This is a genomic window from Novosphingobium humi, from assembly GCF_028607105.1.
GTDB classification, from domain to species: Bacteria; Pseudomonadota; Alphaproteobacteria; order Sphingomonadales; family Sphingomonadaceae; genus Novosphingobium; species Novosphingobium humi.
This window is the reverse complement of the sequence record NZ_CP117417.1, coordinates 2,760,647-2,776,480: the sequence shown is the minus strand read 5'-3', so window position 1 is coordinate 2,776,480 and position 15,834 is coordinate 2,760,647. Positions and strand designations below refer to the sequence as shown.

At 64.8% G+C, this 15,834-nt stretch carries 14 protein-coding genes; 9 read left to right on the top strand and 5 right to left on the bottom strand.

The window, feature by feature from the left end:
- Positions 1-66 precede the first annotated feature (66 nt).
- A complete protein-coding gene (locus tag PQ457_RS13110; RefSeq protein ID WP_273617256.1) occupies positions 67-744 on the bottom strand; it encodes an extensin family protein in 678 nt (225 codons plus the stop codon).
- A 262-nt stretch (positions 745-1,006) separates the two neighbouring features.
- On the opposite strand from PQ457_RS13110, the gene PQ457_RS13105 reads away from it, so the two are divergent.
- The 3 genes from PQ457_RS13105 to PQ457_RS13095 all read left to right on the top strand — a co-directional run bounded on the left by PQ457_RS13105 (position 1,007) and on the right by PQ457_RS13095 (position 5,264).
- Positions 1,007-2,134 (top strand): phosphoserine transaminase, encoded by a 1,128-nt coding sequence (locus tag PQ457_RS13105; RefSeq protein ID WP_273617255.1) that lies wholly within the window; start codon positions 1,007-1,009, stop codon positions 2,132-2,134.
- Between the two features lie 76 nt (positions 2,135-2,210).
- On the top strand, positions 2,211-3,803 hold the full coding sequence (gene serA / locus PQ457_RS13100) for a phosphoglycerate dehydrogenase (protein ID WP_273617254.1): 1,593 nt from the start codon (positions 2,211-2,213) through the stop codon (positions 3,801-3,803).
- Positions 3,804-4,145: 342 nt separating this feature from the next.
- On the top strand, positions 4,146-5,264 hold the full coding sequence (locus PQ457_RS13095; protein ID WP_273617253.1) for an ATP phosphoribosyltransferase regulatory subunit: 1,119 nt from the start codon (positions 4,146-4,148) through the stop codon (positions 5,262-5,264).
- Here the strand turns inward: PQ457_RS13095 and PQ457_RS13090 are convergent.
- Positions 5,261-5,641 (bottom strand): winged helix-turn-helix transcriptional regulator, encoded by a 381-nt coding sequence (locus PQ457_RS13090; protein WP_273617252.1) that lies wholly within the window; start codon positions 5,639-5,641, stop codon positions 5,261-5,263. The two genes, PQ457_RS13095 and PQ457_RS13090, sit on opposite strands and share 4 nt — an antisense overlap.
- A gap of 88 nt (positions 5,642-5,729) precedes the next feature.
- Here PQ457_RS13090 and PQ457_RS13085 point away from each other — a divergent pair, with 88 nt between their 5' ends.
- Positions 5,730-6,473, top strand: coding sequence for an SDR family oxidoreductase (locus PQ457_RS13085; protein WP_273617251.1), 744 nt, complete (start codon positions 5,730-5,732; stop codon positions 6,471-6,473).
- Between the two features lie 61 nt (positions 6,474-6,534).
- Here PQ457_RS13085 and PQ457_RS13080 read toward each other — a convergent pair whose 3' ends face one another.
- Positions 6,535-7,374 carry an alpha/beta hydrolase gene (locus PQ457_RS13080; RefSeq protein WP_420540987.1) on the bottom strand — a complete coding sequence of 280 codons (840 nt, stop codon included), beginning with the start codon at positions 7,372-7,374 and terminating at the stop codon, positions 6,535-6,537.
- A gap of 306 nt (positions 7,375-7,680) precedes the next feature.
- Between PQ457_RS13080 and PQ457_RS13075 the strand changes: the two genes are divergently transcribed.
- Positions 7,681-8,970 carry an adenylosuccinate synthase gene (locus tag PQ457_RS13075; protein WP_273617250.1) on the top strand — a complete coding sequence of 430 codons (1,290 nt, stop codon included), beginning with the start codon at positions 7,681-7,683 and terminating at the stop codon, positions 8,968-8,970.
- A gap of 213 nt (positions 8,971-9,183) precedes the next feature.
- A complete protein-coding gene (locus PQ457_RS13070) occupies positions 9,184-10,215 on the top strand; it encodes a winged helix DNA-binding protein (protein ID WP_273617249.1) in 1,032 nt (343 codons plus the stop codon).
- Between the two features lie 15 nt (positions 10,216-10,230).
- Here the strand turns inward: PQ457_RS13070 and PQ457_RS13065 are convergent, their stop codons facing one another.
- Together PQ457_RS13065 and PQ457_RS13060 are read right to left on the bottom strand one after the other, a co-directional pair.
- A complete protein-coding gene (locus PQ457_RS13065; RefSeq protein WP_273617248.1) occupies positions 10,231-10,779 on the bottom strand; it encodes a GDYXXLXY domain-containing protein in 549 nt (182 codons plus the stop codon).
- Complete coding sequence (locus PQ457_RS13060; RefSeq protein ID WP_273617247.1) at positions 10,779-11,930, bottom strand: DUF2157 domain-containing protein; 1,152 nt, start codon at positions 11,928-11,930, stop codon at positions 10,779-10,781. Before PQ457_RS13060 ends, PQ457_RS13065 begins: the two co-directional genes overlap by 1 nt.
- 74 nt (positions 11,931-12,004) lie before the next feature.
- Here PQ457_RS13060 and PQ457_RS13055 point away from each other — a divergent pair, with 74 nt between their 5' ends.
- The 3 genes from PQ457_RS13055 to PQ457_RS13045 all read left to right on the top strand — a co-directional run bounded on the left by PQ457_RS13055 (position 12,005) and on the right by PQ457_RS13045 (position 15,741).
- Positions 12,005-13,492 (top strand): DUF4139 domain-containing protein, encoded by a 1,488-nt coding sequence (locus PQ457_RS13055; protein ID WP_337958471.1) that lies wholly within the window; start codon positions 12,005-12,007, stop codon positions 13,490-13,492.
- Between the two features lie 2 nt (positions 13,493-13,494).
- Entirely contained in the window at positions 13,495-15,009 is a 1,515-nt protein-coding gene (locus PQ457_RS13050) for a DUF4139 domain-containing protein (protein WP_420540941.1), read from the top strand.
- Positions 15,010-15,216: 207 nt separating this feature from the next.
- Positions 15,217-15,741, top strand: coding sequence for a MarR family winged helix-turn-helix transcriptional regulator (locus PQ457_RS13045; RefSeq protein WP_168604350.1), 525 nt, complete (start codon positions 15,217-15,219; stop codon positions 15,739-15,741).
- Positions 15,742-15,834: the final 93 nt, after the last annotated feature.

The following is a 15,834-nucleotide window of genomic DNA, read 5'->3' as shown; positions in this document are numbered from 1 at the left end:
AACAGCGGTTCAGATTAGTGTAGGCACCCTATTGCCAAGCTGGACGATGGCTAACGCCTGTCCCGTTCAATGACAGACGCCATTGTTCATCAGATCCACATGCAAATGATTGCGATGGGCCGCGTTGAAATCAGGCCCTAATGTGGTGCCAAAGCGGCGACAGGCCGATTGATGAATGGTGCGCAGAAATTCGCGCTCGGCCGGATCGGGCGAATTCCATCCGTTCAGCACGGTGATCCGTCGCCCATCGGCCAGCACAAAGGCGGCCACATCGATGGCATTGCCGGTGGCATGCGCGCTGCGCTTGTCGGTGCCCGCCACGTTGCGACAGCTGTAGCTGCCCATGGTTTCGATCCGCACCAGCGGGCTGCCCAGAATCGCGCGGGCGGCGCGGTCCACCCCAAATCGCGCCCATCCGGCAAAGGTGTTGGCCAGCGGGCAGGTGACAGGGCCGAGATTGGAAATGTTGAAGGACTGGCTGTCGCCCGACAGGCTGGCCAGACGCACCGCGTTGAAAGTGGCGCATCCCGCGCCGTAATACTGGTCGGGCAGGGGCGTGAAACCGGCGGCTTTGGCGCCAAGATCGGACAGGCATTGCCCCTCGTCCGGGCGGATGGGCTGATAGGCGATGGTGGCCTGCGGGCGGGCGCGATGGGGGGTGTCGGGGATGGCTCCGCTGCACGCGCCCAGCGCCATGCTGAGGACGAGGCTGAGCAGCAGTGATGGGCGGGGCGTGTGTTCCATATCGCGTGATGAACCCTGAGGCGGCGACATATAGGTAGTATCGCGTGGTTAAAACGAGGTTTATCATCGGGTTGAAGCATCGTTCGTTCGCGCCGGAAAATGCCGCATTTTTACCGGATTGGCGCGAAATTCTTCGTCGCGGGTGGAAAATTTTCGCATCTGTTGCAAAAAAGTCTGCTTGACTGTTTCGCGCCGATCTCTAGAGCGGCCGGCGGGCCACGCGGTCCCAACGCCGCGCGTGCTCTCTGTAAGGAGAGACTACATGACTATCCAAGTTCCGGCTAAGAAGCCGGCTCGCCCCTTTTTCTCGTCGGGGCCCTGCGCCAAGCCGCCAGTCTACGATCTTTCCAAGCTCGCGACCGAGTCGCTGGGCCGTTCGCACCGCGCGAAGATCGGCAAGACGCGCCTGGCCTATTGCATCGATCTGATGCGCGAAATTCTCCAGCTCCCTGAAACGCACCGCATCGGCATCGTGCCCGGTTCGGACACGGGCGCTTTCGAAATGGCGATGTGGACCATGCTGGGCGCCAAGCCCGTCACCACGCTTGCATGGGAATCGTTCGGTGAGGGTTGGGTCACCGACGTTGCCAAGCAGCTCAAGCTGGACCCCACGATCATCCGCGCCGATTATGGCCAGATCCCCGATCTGAACACGATCGACTGGACCAATGACGTGCTGTTCACCTGGAACGGCACCACCAGCGGCGCGCGCGTTCCCAACGCCGATTTCATCCCCGCCGACCGCGAGGGTCTGAGCTTTGCCGACGCCACCAGCGCGGTGTTTGCCTATGACATCGACTGGTCGAAGATCGACGTTGCCACTTTCTCGTGGCAGAAGGTTCTGGGCGGCGAAGGCGGCCATGGCGTGCTGATCCTCGGCCCCCGCGCGGTTGAACGCCTCGAAACCTACACCCCCGCTTGGCCGCTGCCCAAGGTGTTCCGCCTTGTTTCCAAGGGCAAGCTGGCCGAGGGCGTGTTCAAGGGCGAAACCATCAACACCCCCTCGATGCTGGCCGTGGAAGACGCGATTTTCGCGCTGGAATGGGCCAAGGATCTGGGCGGTCTGAAGGGCCTTCAGGCGCGCAGCGACGCCAATGCCGCCGCGCTGAACAAGATCGTTGAAGAGCGTTCGTGGCTCTCGCATCTGGCCGCTGACGAAGCGACCCGTTCGAAGACCTCGGTTTGCCTGAGCGTTGAAGGCGCGGATGCTGACTTCATCAAGAAGTTCGCCGCTGTGCTGGAAAAGGCGGACGCGGCCTATGACATCGCGGGCTATCGCGATGCGCCTGCGGGTCTGCGCATCTGGTGCGGCGCCACGGTCAATGTCGAGGATATCGAAGACCTCGGCCCCTGGCTGGACTACGCCTACGCCACTGTCAAGGCTGGCTAAGCCAAGCTGTTTTTTGCGGGGGCGCGCTCAAGTCGTCCCCGCCATTTCCCCCCATTCACATGAGGATACGATTCCCATGACCGAGACCCGTAAGCCCCGCGTCCTTATTTCGGACAAGATGGACCCCAACGCCGCCCGCATTTTTGCCGAAATGGGCTGCGACGTGGATGTCATCACCGGTGAAACCCCCGAACAGTTGATCGCCCGCATCGGCGATTATGATGGTCTGGCCATCCGTTCGAGCACCCGCGTGACCAAGGAAGTGCTGGACGCCGCCACCAATCTGAAGGTCATCGGCCGCGCCGGTATCGGCGTCGATAACGTGGACATCCCCTATGCCAGCGCCAAGGGCGTTGTCGTGATGAACACGCCTTTCGGCAACTCGATCACCACGGCTGAACACGCGATCGCTATGATGTTCGCTCTGGCCCGCCAGATCCCCGAAGCCAACGAGCAGACCCAGAAGGGCCTGTGGCCGAAGAACGGCTTCATGGGCGTGGAAGTCACCGGCAAGACGCTCGGCCTGATCGGCGCGGGCAACATCGGCTCGATCGTTGCTTCGCGCGCGCTGGGTCTGCGCATGAAGGTTGTGGCCTACGATCCGTTCCTGACGCCCGAGCGCGCCGTGGAAATGGGCGTGGAAAAGGCCGACCTCGACACGCTGCTGGCCAAGGCCGACTTCATCACGCTGCACACGCCGCTGACGGCGGAAACCAAGAACATCCTGAGCCGCGAAAATCTGGCCAAGACCAAGAAGGGCGTGCGGATCGTCAACTGCGCCCGTGGCGGCCTGATCGACGAAGCGGCTCTCAAGGATGCTCTGGATTCGGGCCATGTGGCGGGCGCCGCTCTTGACGTGTTCCAGACCGAACCGGCCAAGGAATCGCCGCTGTTCGGCACCAAGAACTTCATCTGCACCCCGCACCTTGGCGCTTCGACCACCGAAGCTCAGGTCAATGTTGCGCTTCAGGTTGCTGAACAGCTTGGCGAATACCTGACCACCGGCGGCGTGACCAACGCTCTGAACGTGCCTTCGCTCTCGGCTGAAGAAGCTCCCAAGCTGCGCCCCTACATGGCTCTCGCTGAAAAGCTGGGCAGCCTCGTGGGTCAGCTCACCCCCTCGGCCGTGGCCCGCATCTCGATCCACACCGAAGGCGCGGCGACCGAACTTAACGCCAAGCCCATCGTGGCCGCCGTTCTCTGCGGCTTCCTGCGCGTTCAGTCGGCGACCGTGAACATGGTCAACGCTCCGTTCCTCGCCAAGGAACGCGGCCTTGAAGTGCGCGAAGTGAAGACCGAAAAGACCGGTGACTACCACACGCTGATCCGCGTTTCGGTCAAGACCGAAGCGGGCGAACGCTCGGTGGCGGGCACGCTGTTCTCGAACGCCGAACCGCGCCTCGTCGAACTGTTCGGCATCAAGGTCGAAGCCGAACTGACCGGCGACATGATGTATATCGTCAACGAAGACGCCCCCGGCTTCATCGGCCGCATCGGTACGCTGCTGGGTGAAAACTCGATCAACATCGGCACGTTCAACCTTGGCCGCCGTGAAGCCGGCGGCGAGGCGGTCCTGCTGCTCTCGGTCGACAGCCCGGTCGCCGGTGAGGTGCTCGAAGCCGCTGGCAAGCTGCCCGGCGTGAAGCGCGCCAAGGCGCTGGCGTTCTGATCTGAACGTTAGGGTTTGAAGGATTAGGGCGGGGTCTCTTCGGAGGCTCCGCCTTTTTCTTTGGGAATTTGCCTCCGGCGGGCAAAGGGCGGGGGCCCTTTGCAATCCCATTTTTGGGGTTGCGCTATGGTTCGAGGGTGAGCTTGAGGCCCGTGGTTTGAAGGCCTGCGGCGCGGCGGAGTAGCGCAAAATGCGCCGCAGGCTTTAAAAATTCCAACGGCGCGTCCGACACTCAACGCCGAACCCGACCCGCAACGCAGACAGTCATGGGAGCGCGCCGGACGAGTCCCTCGCATCTATTCTGCCTTCCTAAAACGCCAAACCCCCGCTAAAGCCCGCCCCATGATGGACACCGAAACCCGCGATTTGCTGCCCGAGGGCCTGGAAGACCGACTGCCGCAGGATACGGCAGCCGCGACGCGCATCACGCGCGCGATCATGGATGTGCTGGACAGCCATGGCTATGACCGGGTTCAGCCGCCGGGGGTGGAGTTCGAGCGTTCGCTGGCCAGCCGCATGGCGGGCATCGAGACTCGGCGCATGGTGCGTTTCATTGATCCTTCGTCCCTGCGGATGATGGCGCTGCGCAGCGATATCACGCCGCAGGTGGGGCGCATTGCGGTCACGCGCCTGAAGGACGCCCCGCGCCCGCTGCGTCTGGCCTATGCCGGGCAGGTGACGGCGATCAAGGGCGATGGCCTCGACCCCACGCGCGAACGTCTCCAGATCGGCGCCGAGCTGATCGGCCACGCTGGTACGGCGGCGGCGGGCGAGGTGGTGGCGGTGGCCATCGAGGCCCTTCAGGCGGCGGGCGCCACCGGGATTTCGGTCGATTTCACGATGCCGGGTCTGGTTGACGCTCTGGCCGCCGGTCCCTGGCCGTTGACGCCAGCGCAACTCGATGCGGTCCGCCGCGAGCTGGACGCCAAGGATGCGGGCGCGCTGGTCACCGAGGGCGGGGCGGCTTACCTGCCGCTGATCCACGCCACCGGGCCGCTCGATGCCGCGATCGCGCGGCTTGAGGCTCTGGCTCTGGGCGATGTGCTGGATGAACGCATCGCCGCGCTGCGCCAGATTGCCGCGCGCCTGCCTGCAGGGGTCCGCATGACGCTGGACCCGACCGAGCGGCATGGGTTTGAATATCAGAGCTGGTTCGGTTTCCAGATTTTTGCAGATGGGGTGCGCGGCGCGGTGGCGCGTGGCGGGTCCTATTCGATCCTTGGCGAACCGGCCGAACCTGCGGTGGGCTTTTCGCTCTATCCCGATCCGCTGATTACGGCCCTTGCCGCGCAGGAGGCGCCGCGCGATCTGCTGTTCCTGCCGCTGGGCCATGATACGGGCGCGGCGGCACGGCTGCGCGCGGTGGGCTGGCGCACGGTGGCGGCGCTGGGCGATGCCTGCGATGCGGCAACCTTGGGCGCCACCCACCGGCTTGAGGGCGGCGAGGTGGTCGCGCTTTAATCGGAGACTTTGGCGGCGTCGAACCGGCTTCGCGCGCCTTCCACCTCCTCCAGATGGGCCTCGGCCCATTGCCAGACCCCGCAGAACGCAGCGCTGAGGCTATGGCCGAGCGGCGTCAGTTCATAATCGACGCGCGGCGGGATCACCGGATGGATGGTGCGCGTCACCAGCCCGTCGCGCTCCATCGCGCGCAGGGTCTGCGTCAGCATCTTCTGGCTGATCCCCGGCACGGCGCGGCCCACTTGCGTAAAGCGCATCACCCCGCCTTCCTCCAGCACTTCCAGAATCAGCAGCGTCCATTTGTCGGCCACCCGGCCGATCAACTCGTTGACGAGCGCATCGACGCGCGGGTCGGTTGGGGGATAGTCACTCTCCATCGGGTAAGTATAAATATTTCAGGTGCCTTCTTCAATCAGGAGAGCAAGGGCGTAAATAGAGTGTCGCACCCTCCAAAGGAGACACTCCATGCAGACCAGCGGCAACACCATCCTCATCACCGGCGGCACATCGGGCATCGGGCGCGCCTTGGCCGAGCGTTTTCATGCGCAGGGCAATCAGGTCATCATCGCCGGGCGGCGTCATGCCATGATCGACGAGATCATCGCGGCCAATCCCGGCATGGCGGGCTTTGCGCTGAACATTGACGATCCGGCCGATATTGCCCGCGCCGCGCAGGCGATCATCGCGGCCCATCCCTCGCTCAACGTCCTGATCAACAATGCGGGCATCATGCGGTTCGAGGATGCCACCGCCGCGCGCGATCTGTCCGATGCGGAAGGCATGATCACCTCCAATCTGCTCGGCCCGATCCGCATGATTGATGCGCTGATCGACCATCTGAAAACGCGGGTCAATCCGGCCATCGTCAATGTCACTTCGGGGCTGGCCTTCGTGCCGCTGCTCTCGACGCCCACCTATAATGCCACCAAGGCTGCGCTGCATTCCTATACGCTGGCCCTGCGCGCGCTGCTGGCCGGGCGGGTCGAGGTGATCGAACTGGCCCCGCCAGCGGTCCAGACCGACCTGACGCCGGGGCAGGCGACCCGCGAGGGCTATCTGCCGCTTGGCGACTTTATCGACGAGGTGATGGGCCTGTTTGCGCAAACCCCCACCCCGGCCGAGATCAATGTCGAGCGCGTGCAATTCCTGCGCCGCGCCGAGATCGAGGGGCGGCTGGATCAGGCCATCGCGGCGATCAACGCGCATTGATGCATTTTGCGTTCAGGCCGACGCGAACGCAAAGCAAAGCTCAAACGACGCGCGGGCTTGGCTAAGCGCCAAACACCGCCTTCAACCAGCGGTCCACCACCGGGGTTGCGGCATAGTCGGGATCGCCCAGACGGCGGTTGATCTCGACATGCCCCCGCAAACCGCTCCCGTCAAAGCTCTGCGTCTCGACCTGCGCGCCCGCGCCGCGCAGCGCCGTGGCCAGAGCTTTGGCCTGCGCCAGCCCGTCCTCGCGCTGGACATTGATGAACAGGAACCGCGCGGCGTTCGGCGCGGCGGCATAGGTCAAGGGCGAGAGGGCGCGCTGGCGGGCGGGATCCTGCCCGAAGGCCTGCTTGTACCGGCCCTGCATATAGGACCCCGCCGCCGCCATCTGTGCGGGCACATCATAGGCCGCCCCGTCGATGGGCAGCACGCCCGCCAGATCCGCCTGCGAAAGGCCGACCCGCGCCAGATAGCGCTCATCCGTGCCCAGCAGCGCCACCAGATGCGCGCCCGCCGAATGACCCATCAGCACGATGCGATGCCGGTCGATCCCCAGCCTGTCCGCATCCGAAATCAACCGGGCCAAGGCCGCCGCCACATCGCCCGCCTCGTCCTCAACCCCCACCTGCGGCACAAGGCGATAGTTGATGGACGCAAAGGCATAGCCCAGCGAGGTGTAATGCGGGGCCTTCCAACTGCCCGTGGCATTGTCCTTATTGCCTTGGGTCCAGGCGCCGCCATGGACAAAGACCACCAACGGGGCGGGCCCCTTGGCGCCTTGGGGCGGGGTAAAGTCCATATTCTGCATCGGATCGGCGCCATAGGCGATGGTCTGATGGGCGGGGGCGGCGGGGGCGGGCGTGCCTTTATGTGCGGCGCGCGCCATGCGGCGCATCATCATCGCGCCCATCAGCAATTGCGATTGCGCCGGAACCGAAACGGCCACCATCGCCGCCATGCACAGGCCGCCGATCGCGCGGCGAAGAGGGAATGCCATGAGGCAAGATCCTTTTCTGTCATACACTTTGCCCAGCATAACCCATCGCGCGCGGTTAGGCCATTGACGCCGCGCATCAGTCTGGCTAACGGCGCGGTCGAAATCGGGGCTTTCCTTTGGGAATCGCGCCCCATCGTCCCATCCGCTGCGCCGAGTCCTGTCGAAGGGCGCTTCCGGATTTACTTGGCAGGGTGAGGGATTCTATCCATGGCAAATGTGACCGTTGTCGGCGCCCAGTGGGGCGACGAGGGCAAAGGCAAGATCGTCGACTGGCTGGCCAGCCGCGCCGATGTGGTGGTGCGCTTTCAGGGCGGCCATAATGCGGGCCACACGCTGGTTGTGGGCGAAAAGGTGTACAAGCTCTCGCTGCTGCCCAGCGGCATCGTCACCGGCACGCTCTCGATTATCGGCAATGGCGTGGTGCTCGATCCCTGGGCGCTGAAAGCCGAGATCGAGAAGCTGGAATCGCAGGGCGTGGTCATCAACCGCGAGAATTTCGCGATTGCCGAAAATTGCCCGCTGATCCTGCCGATGCACCGCGATCTGGATGCCTTGCGCGAAACGGCGGCGGGCGCGGGCAAGATCGGCACCACCGGGCGCGGCATCGGCCCGGCCTATGAGGACAAGGTCGGCCGCCGCGCGATTCGCGTGTGCGATCTGGCCCATCTCGATTCGCTTGATGCCCAGCTTGACCGTCTTTGCGCCCACCACGACGCGCTGCGCGCCGGTTTCGGCCAGCCTGCGGTGGACCGCGAAGCGCTGATCGCCGAGCTGAAGGAAATCGCCCCCTTCGTGCTGCAATTTGCCGAGCCGGTGTGGAAGCGCCTGAACACGGTGAAGAAGGCGGGCGCGCGCGTGCTGTTTGAAGGCGCGCAGGGCGTGCTGCTCGACGTCGACCATGGCACCTATCCGTTTGTCACCAGCTCGAACACCGTGTCGGGCACCGCGGCCTCTGGTTCGGGCATGGGCCCGTCTTCGGCCGGTTTCGTGCTGGGCATTGTCAAGGCCTATACGACTCGCGTCGGCTCGGGTCCGTTCCCGACCGAGCTGGAGGATGAAGTGGGCCAGCGTCTGGGCGAACGGGGCCATGAATTCGGCACGGTCACGGGCCGCAAGCGTCGCTGCGGCTGGTTCGATGCGGTGCTGGTGCGCCAATCCTGCGCCATTTCGGGCGTAACCGGCATTGCGCTGACCAAGCTCGACGTTCTCGACGGTTTCGACAAGGTGCGGATCTGCACCGGCTATCGCCTGCGCGGCAAGGTGCTGGATTACTATCCTTCGCACGCCGCCGATCAGGCCGCTGTTGAGCCGATTTACGAGGAAATGGACGGCTGGCAGGGCACGACTGCGGGTGCGCGTTCGTGGGCCGATCTGCCCGCGCAGGCGATCAAATATATCCAGCGCGTGCAGGAACTGATCGAAACCCCGGTCGCGCTGGTTTCGACCAGTCCCGAGCGTGAGGACACGATTCTGGTGCGCGATCCCTTTATCGATTGATAGTGATTTCAAGGGTTTGATTGGGCCGTCCGGCTGCCTTGATGGGGCAATCGGGCGGCCCTTTTTGTTTGCGGCCGATGCTGGAATTGTCTCCGAAATGGATGATCTGTTCTACTTCGTTTTCTAAATGTTCCATTTTTGATCTTGACGATGTTCCACTTTGTTCTAGGTTCTAGGTATTCATACTAATACTGAACGACGGAGTCGGACATCATGCTCAACGCGCCCCATACTGGTTTTTCCTATGCCGGTTTTTCGGATGCCGCCGATGATTTCTCCTATGGCTCGGCCCATGATGTCTCGGGCCTGCGCGTCAAGGTTTCGATCTTTGCCGATCGCCCCTATCTGCGCGATCAGATGCGCGAGGATGCCGAGGGCGCCGGTTTCCGCCTGGCCGAGGCCAGCCCGATTGCCCGCCTGCTGTCGGGCGAGGCGATGCCGCTGGGCGATGTGGTGCTGCTCGACTGCCCGGTGGTCGATGGCGAGGTGATGGCGGCGCTCTCGCGGCTGGATCTGCGCGCGGGCCAGACGGGCGCAGCGCTGGTGGTTTCGACCAGCGTGAATGCGCTTGACGATGTGTTCGGTTGCCTCGACCAGTCAGACCCGCAGATTCTGGTTGATCCCAGCCGGGCCGAACGCCTGATCGCGCTGGGGCAGGTGATGGCGCGGTTGCCTGCGCGGCGCGTGCGCGAATTGTCGGACGAGGATCGCATGGTGCTGCTGCGCCTGACCGAGCAGGTCACGCAGATCGGCGAGCGACTCAACACGCTGACCCCCGGCATCGGCGCGGCGGCCCAGACCGTCCCGGCGCAGGCTGCCTCGGCCTTTCGCTTTGACTCCGCGCATAAGGATGCCCCGGCCGACAAGCAGGTGGCCCAGCAGCGCCCGGAAATGCCCGATCCGCGCATGGTCCGCCGCATGATCCGCCAGCGCCAGATGCGCGCCCGTTTCTTTGACGGTGATCTGTTTGCCGATCCGGCATGGGATATGCTGCTCGATCTGACCGCGGCCCATGTGGAAAAGTCCAAGGTGTCGGTCACCAGCCTGTGCATCGCCTCGAGCGTTCCGCCCACCACGGCGCTGCGCTGGATCGGGCAGATGACCGAGGCGGGGCTGCTCAAGCGGATCGAGGACGAATCGGATCGCCGCCGCGCTTTCATCACCCTGACCGACAAGGCCGCCGATGCGATGGCGCGTTATTTTGCCGATCTTGGCAATTCGGCGGGCCGGGTCGCTGTGGTGTAAGCGGCGGCCCTTGGCTCAGGGCTGCGCGCCGGCCACAGGCTGGGGCTGAAAGCTCAGGCGCAGGGGGATGATTTCGCCATCGGGCCGCAGTCGAAAGCGCAGGATCGCCTGTTGGCCCGGATCGGCCAGCGCGCGCTCCATGCCCGGCGCGGCGCTTTGGGGCACGAACAGACGGCCTTCGCGGGGGATCGTCGAGGCCGGGCGCGCAAAAGTGCCGTCGCCAGACCTATCCTGTCCCGCCGCCCGCGCGATGCCCTGGCAATCCCTGATCTGGTCCTGATCGGTCATCGGCGTGGTGCGGCGGATGACCGGGGCCTCACCCTCGATGCAGAGACGGGTGGCGCCGGTGTTCCCGGCTGCGCCATCGGCGGCATCCGGCGTGTCGTCGGGCCAGACATAGGCGAAGCGGATATAATGTCCGCGCAGCAGGTCACGCGGATCATAGCCCCGCACGGCCACATCCCATTCCACGCCCTGCGCCGCCGATTGCCGCGTTGCGTGCCAGCTATAGGCAAGGCCCGCCAGCGGCAACAGGATGGCCATGCCGCGCCACAGCCCACGCATCACGCGATCCCCCGCGCCGGGGCAAACTGGCGCAAGATCCGCAGCGCGCTCCATGCCACGCCCAATACCAGCACCCCGCCAAGGATCAGCCCGGCGCCGCTGGCCAGCAATCCGCCCGCCTCTTCAAACGCCAGAATGATCAGCCGCAGAGCCACCGCAGCGACCGCCATCTGAAACGCCCAGCGCGCCCGCGCGTGGAGCGCCGCCCCCGCCAGCCCGGCCCACAGCACCATGAACAGCAGGCCCATCGCCAGACCATGACCGCCCAGCCGGTCGGCCGCCAGCATGGCCAGCGCGAGCATCGCGAAAACCGCCGCGCCCGCTGTGCCCTGCACGCTGCGGTCCGCTTGCCAGAGCGCCAGCCCCGCCAGCCCCAGCACCCCGGCCACGGCCACCAGCGCGGTATCCACATTGCCCAGCGGATCATGGCCATGCGCCCAATCGCCAAGGCCCGAGGCGATCACAAACAGGCTGACAGCGGCAATGGCATAGGCAAAGCCGATCTGGCCCAGCCGCAGCCAGAAGCCGCCCCGCGCCGAACCGCCGGACATCAAGGCCGAAAGCGGAGTCAGCCCCACAGGCAGCGCGCATTCAATTGCGCCCCGGATCACGCCGGGCCCTGCCTGACCGCCGGAAAAGCCCAGTGCCGGATCGCCAAAGCGCATCCATGGCAGCGCGATGCATCCCCCCGCCAGCAGCGCCGCGCAGAGCCAGCCCTGACCCCCGCCCAGCAGCAGCGGGGCAAACAGCGTCAGCCACAGGCCGATGGCCATCCATGTCGGCGAACTGGTCTGATAGACCTGACCCAGATGGCCGATGAAGCCTAGGCCCAGCGCGGCAAAGACAAAGATCCCGACCTCGGCCCAGCGCCGCGCCGCATCGCCCCCCTGCGCCGGCAAGGCCCAGAGCGCGGCCCCCAGTCCGACCATCAGCGCGCCATGGAGCGCAAGGCGCGTCTCGCCCGGGATCGCTGCCCAATTGGCCGCCACCAGCGAGACGATCCCCAGCCCGATCGACAGCGCCGCCAGACCCACCACCGCCCAGAGCGCGACCGGGCGACTGTGTTGCGCCTCCCATGCGCGGATGCGGTCGGCGGCGGCCGCGTCGATCAATCCTGCCGCCACCCATGCCTTCAGTTTGCGTTCAGCCATAAAATCATCATGCTATGGCATCAGTAAAGGTCAAGCTAACTTGACACACGATTATGACGAGAAGGGGCGTGGCAATGAAGAAGCGGCAGACGGCAAATTGGACGCCTTTGTTGTTGGGCGCGATGACTTTGGGCGCGATGGTATGGACATCGGGCGCCTATGCCGCTCCGGCCAGCGCGCAGGGGCAGGTGGCCATCACGATTTACAACAACGATCTGGCGCTGGTTCAGGATGTACGCCAACTGGATCTGCCCAAAGGGCGGGCGGTGGCCGATTTTGCCGATGTCTCGGCCCAGATCCGGCCCGAGACGGTGACGATTGCCGCCCCCGGCGCGGGCGTGGTCGAACAGAATTTCGATTATGACCTGCTCAGCCCCGAAAGATTGGTGGACAAGGGCGTGGGGCAGGCGGTGACAATCATCCGCACCAACCGCGCCACGGGCGTGGAAACCACCGAGCGCGGCACGATCCTGGCCAATAATAACGGTACGCTGGTCCAGATCGGCAACCGGATCGAGGTGCTGGGCGATATGGATGCGCGGCTGGTGTTCGACCAGTTGCCCGAGGGGCTGAAGGCGCGGCCCACGCTTTCGGTCACGCTGGATGCGGCGCAGGCTGGCAAAAGGCCGGTGACGCTGTCCTATCTTTCGCGCGGGTTCAGTTGGAAGGCCGATTATGTCGCCATGTTCGATGAAAAGGCGGGCAAGCTGGACATGCAGGGCTGGGTCACGCTGAATAACACCAGCGGCACGACCTATCCGGCGGCAAAGCTCCTGCTGGTGGCGGGCGCGGTTGGCGATGGTGGGGAGCAGCCCCGTTTCCGCCCGGCCCGGCCCGTCGGCATCGTCGGCACACAGGCCGCCCCGCGCGAACAGGTGGGCGATTTCTACCTCTACCCGATCGCCAATCCGACCACGCTGGCGCAGGCGCAGCAAAAGCAGGTCAGCTTTCTGGATGTGAAGGGGGCGAGCGCGACCAAGTCCTATTGGTATCGCAACGCTTGGGCAGCCACCAATGATGAGGCGCAGAGCTTTGCCAGCGTCATCAATTTTTCCAACGCGCGTGAAGGCGGCCTTGGCGATGCGCTGCCCGCCGGAACAGTGCGCGTCTATATGCGCGATGCCTCGGGCGCGCCGCAATTCGTGGGCGAGGACAATATCGGCCACACGCCGATGGGGTCCACTCTGGCGCTGAAAACCGGCGAGGCCTTTGATGTGAAGATCCAGCCCACGGTGGAAAAGCGCGAGAAGATCGACAGCGCCGAATGGGAGCGTGTGGCCCAATACCGTATCACCCGCGACGGCAAGGCCGAGACAGTTTCCGTGGACGCGCCCAAGACCTATTGGCGCACCCATATGGCCTATCGGCTGACCAATGCCCGCGCCGTGCCGGTGACGGTTGAGGTGGTGCAGGCCGGGCTGGATCGCGGATGGCATGACACGCGCGTTTCGGCCGAGAGCGCCAAGGGCGAGATGCGCAATGCCGACGAGCGGGTCTGGAAGATCACCATCCCCGCGCAAGGCTCGGTCAATCTGACCGCCCAGATCGACGCGCGGTATTGATCGTGCGGGCGATGGTGTTGGGCGCGGCCGTGATCGCCGCCGCGCCCGTGCAGGCACAGCAGGTGGTGACATCGCCCGCCCCGGCCAAGGTGGCGGTGACGATCTATCGCGCGCCCGACCGGGCGCCGGATGATGCGATCGACCCGGCGTGGCTGGGCGGCTATGCGCTGATTTCCGAGGAGCGCGAGGTGGCGATCCCGGCGGGTGATGCCACGATCCGCTTTGAAGGCGTGGCGGCGGGCATGCTGGCCGAAACCGCACTGGTCGAATGGCTGGGGGCGGGGGTTTCGGAAAAGAACCTTGATGCCGAGCTGCTCTCGCCGCGCAATCTTTATGCCCGCGCCTATGGCCGCCCCGTGACGCTGCGCCGCACCGACGCCAAGGGGCGGGTGAAAGATGAGCAGGCGATCATTCGATCCGCCCCCGATGGCGCGGCGATTGTCCAGACCAAGACCGGGTTTGAAATCGCCAATTGCGGCGGATTAAAGGATGCCATCGCCTATGATGGCCTGCCCGAGGGGCTGAACGCGCGGCCCACGCTGTCGATAGCCACCCATGCGGCCTCGGCGCGAAAGGCGCTTGTGCGGCTGACCTATCTGGCATGGGGTTTCGACTGGCAGGCGCATTATGTCGTCAAACTGGCCCCCGGCGCGCAGGCGGCGCAGATGACCGCTTGGGTCACGCTGGCCAATGGCGACACCACCGGATTTGCCCAGGCACAGGCCGCCGTGGTGGGCGGCAAGCCGAAGTTCGATGAAAGCCGCGAGCAGCCGGAGGAGCCGGAGGATCTGGTGCTGCATTGCCAGTTGTCGCCGGTTGCGCCCCCGGCCATGGTTGTGCCGCCTGCGCCGATGGCTGCGCCCGCCGTGATGATGGAGGCCGACATCATGGTCACGGGCGCCAAGCGCATGATGGCCCCGGTGGTGGTGAAAGAGGAAGTGCTGGGCGATCTGCGGCTCTATCGTGTGCCGATGGCCACCAATGTCGGGGCTCATTCGCAAAAGCAGGTGGCGCTGATGGCGGCGCGTCGGGTGAAATTGGGCCTGATCCACCGCGCGGATGTGGATTTGGGGGCCGAAGATGGCGAGAGCCAGCAGGCGCGCATCCGCCTGCGCATCGCCAATCGCAAGGCCGATGGGCTGGGCCTCGCGCTGCCCGCGGGCGGCTTGGCGGTGGTGCAGCAGGTGGGCGCGGCGGCGCTGCCCGTGGGCGAGGGCGCGATGGAGGACAAGGCCGTGGGCGAAACCGCCAATGTCGAGATCGGCGCCTCGCCGCAAGTGCATCTGGAAAGCCGGACGCGGCGGATCAGCGACCGGGTGGAATTGATCACCGCCACGGCGCGCAATGCCAACCGCTGGCCGGTGCATTTCGAATCGCAGCAATTGCTGCCCGATGGGGCGCGGCTGCTTTCGGCCTCGACCAAACTGGGGCGGCAGGACGGACATCCGCTCTGGGCGGTGACAATCCCGGCGGGGGGCAAGGTCAGCCTGAGCTATCGATTGCAGATGCCGCGCTGAAACGGGGCGTTGAAAAGCATCGGCTTTTTGGACTGACCGGACCAATTGGGTGAAAACCGCGCGCAAACCGCAAGGCTTTGTGCGTCTTTTGCATGCACAGAATCGGCGCAAAGCCTTGCGTGCACCTGCACAAATTGGCATTGGCGCCCAATCTGTATATATTCCATACAGTCATTGGCACTACCACCCAGAAAGGTTCCACCCGCCGTGCTCGACACCCGCGCTCCTCGCCGCCGGCTGAACGATATTGACGTTGCCGAAACCGACGCGCCCGAGACCGACGGGCTGGCGGGCGCCATCAACACGGCCGGGCTGGAAAGCCTGCTGGGCTTCAATCTGGGCATTGCCTATGCGGCGCTCTCGTTCGACCTTGATCCGGCGCTGCGGCTGATGGACCTGACGCCTAAACAGACCTCGATCCTCTGGCTGGTTCAGGCCAATCCCGGCGTCACGCAATCCCAGCTTGCCCGCCTGTTCCGCATGCGCCGCGCCACCATCCACCAGATGATCGCAAGCCTGACGCGCAAGAACCTGCTGGTGCTGGAAAGCATCGAGAGCGACCGGCGCGCGCAGGGCCTGTTCATCACCGAAGCGGGCAAGACCGCGCTGGTCGAGGCGCAAAAGGTGGTGGTGCCTATCGAGAACGCCTTTGCCGGGGTGCTGACCGAGGCGGAAATGGGCATGGCGCTGGAATTGCTGCAAAAGATTCAGGCCGGGCGCAAGCTGGGCTGATCGGCGTAATACGCGGCTCTGATAAGGTAATACGCCATTTGCGCGATTGCCGCTTTGGCGGCGGCGCGCTCATCTCTGCATCATAAAAAGCAG

What these genes read in the sequence shown, in the direction of transcription:
- PQ457_RS13110 (WP_273617256.1), bottom strand. Translation starts at nt 744, where the DNA reads ATGGAACACACGCCCCGCCCATCACTGCTGCTCAGCCTCGTCCTCAGC.
- PQ457_RS13105 (WP_273617255.1), top strand. Translation starts at nt 1,007, where the DNA reads ATGACTATCCAAGTTCCGGCTAAGAAGCCGGCTCGCCCCTTTTTCTCG.
- serA (WP_273617254.1), top strand. Translation starts at nt 2,211, where the DNA reads ATGACCGAGACCCGTAAGCCCCGCGTCCTTATTTCGGACAAGATGGAC.
- PQ457_RS13095 (WP_273617253.1), top strand. Translation starts at nt 4,146, where the DNA reads ATGATGGACACCGAAACCCGCGATTTGCTGCCCGAGGGCCTGGAAGAC.
- PQ457_RS13090 (WP_273617252.1), bottom strand. Translation starts at nt 5,641, where the DNA reads ATGGAGAGTGACTATCCCCCAACCGACCCGCGCGTCGATGCGCTCGTC.
- PQ457_RS13085 (WP_273617251.1), top strand. Translation starts at nt 5,730, where the DNA reads ATGCAGACCAGCGGCAACACCATCCTCATCACCGGCGGCACATCGGGC.
- PQ457_RS13080 (WP_420540987.1), bottom strand. Translation starts at nt 7,374, where the DNA reads ATGATGCGCCGCATGGCGCGCGCCGCACATAAAGGCACGCCCGCCCCC.
- PQ457_RS13075 (WP_273617250.1), top strand. Translation starts at nt 7,681, where the DNA reads ATGGCAAATGTGACCGTTGTCGGCGCCCAGTGGGGCGACGAGGGCAAA.
- PQ457_RS13070 (WP_273617249.1), top strand. Translation starts at nt 9,184, where the DNA reads ATGCTCAACGCGCCCCATACTGGTTTTTCCTATGCCGGTTTTTCGGAT.
- PQ457_RS13065 (WP_273617248.1), bottom strand. Translation starts at nt 10,779, where the DNA reads ATGCGTGGGCTGTGGCGCGGCATGGCCATCCTGTTGCCGCTGGCGGGC.
- PQ457_RS13060 (WP_273617247.1), bottom strand. Translation starts at nt 11,930, where the DNA reads ATGGCTGAACGCAAACTGAAGGCATGGGTGGCGGCAGGATTGATCGAC.
- PQ457_RS13055 (WP_337958471.1), top strand. Translation starts at nt 12,005, where the DNA reads ATGAAGAAGCGGCAGACGGCAAATTGGACGCCTTTGTTGTTGGGCGCG.